This window comes from Pseudomonas sp. PDM26, from assembly GCF_019219185.1.
In the GTDB taxonomy this organism is placed as follows: Bacteria; Pseudomonadota; Gammaproteobacteria; order Pseudomonadales; family Pseudomonadaceae; genus Aquipseudomonas.
Window position 1 is genome coordinate 1 of sequence record NZ_JAHUWC010000061.1, and the last position, 321, is coordinate 321.

The window sequence follows — 321 nt, forward strand, 5'->3', positions numbered from 1 at the left end:
ACACATTGCCGCTGAGGGTTAGCAGGGTTTCCGAGGCGGTACCGGCATGGCTGTCGTCCACGCCACTGGGCAGGTCGTCGACGATGTTCACGTCGAGGCTGCCCGTGGCGGTGGTGCCGTTGTCGTCAACCACGGTCACGGCGAACTGCTCAGGCAAAGTGTTGGCGCCGTTGGCGGTCGGGTGCGCTTCGTTGTCGTTGAGGGTGTAGCTGTAGCTGATCACCCCGGTCGCCGGGTTGTAACCGGTGATGGTCAACGTGCTGCCCAACGGCGTGGTGATCGATTGCGGCAAGCCCGCAGCCACGCCACTGCTGACCACGG

1 protein-coding gene is annotated in these 321 nt (G+C 64.5%); it reads right to left on the minus strand.

The annotated features are described in order from the left end of the window. Window positions 1-321 (minus strand): hypothetical protein (locus tag KW849_RS31100; protein ID WP_218433908.1); only part of this gene is annotated, 321 nt, incomplete at both ends.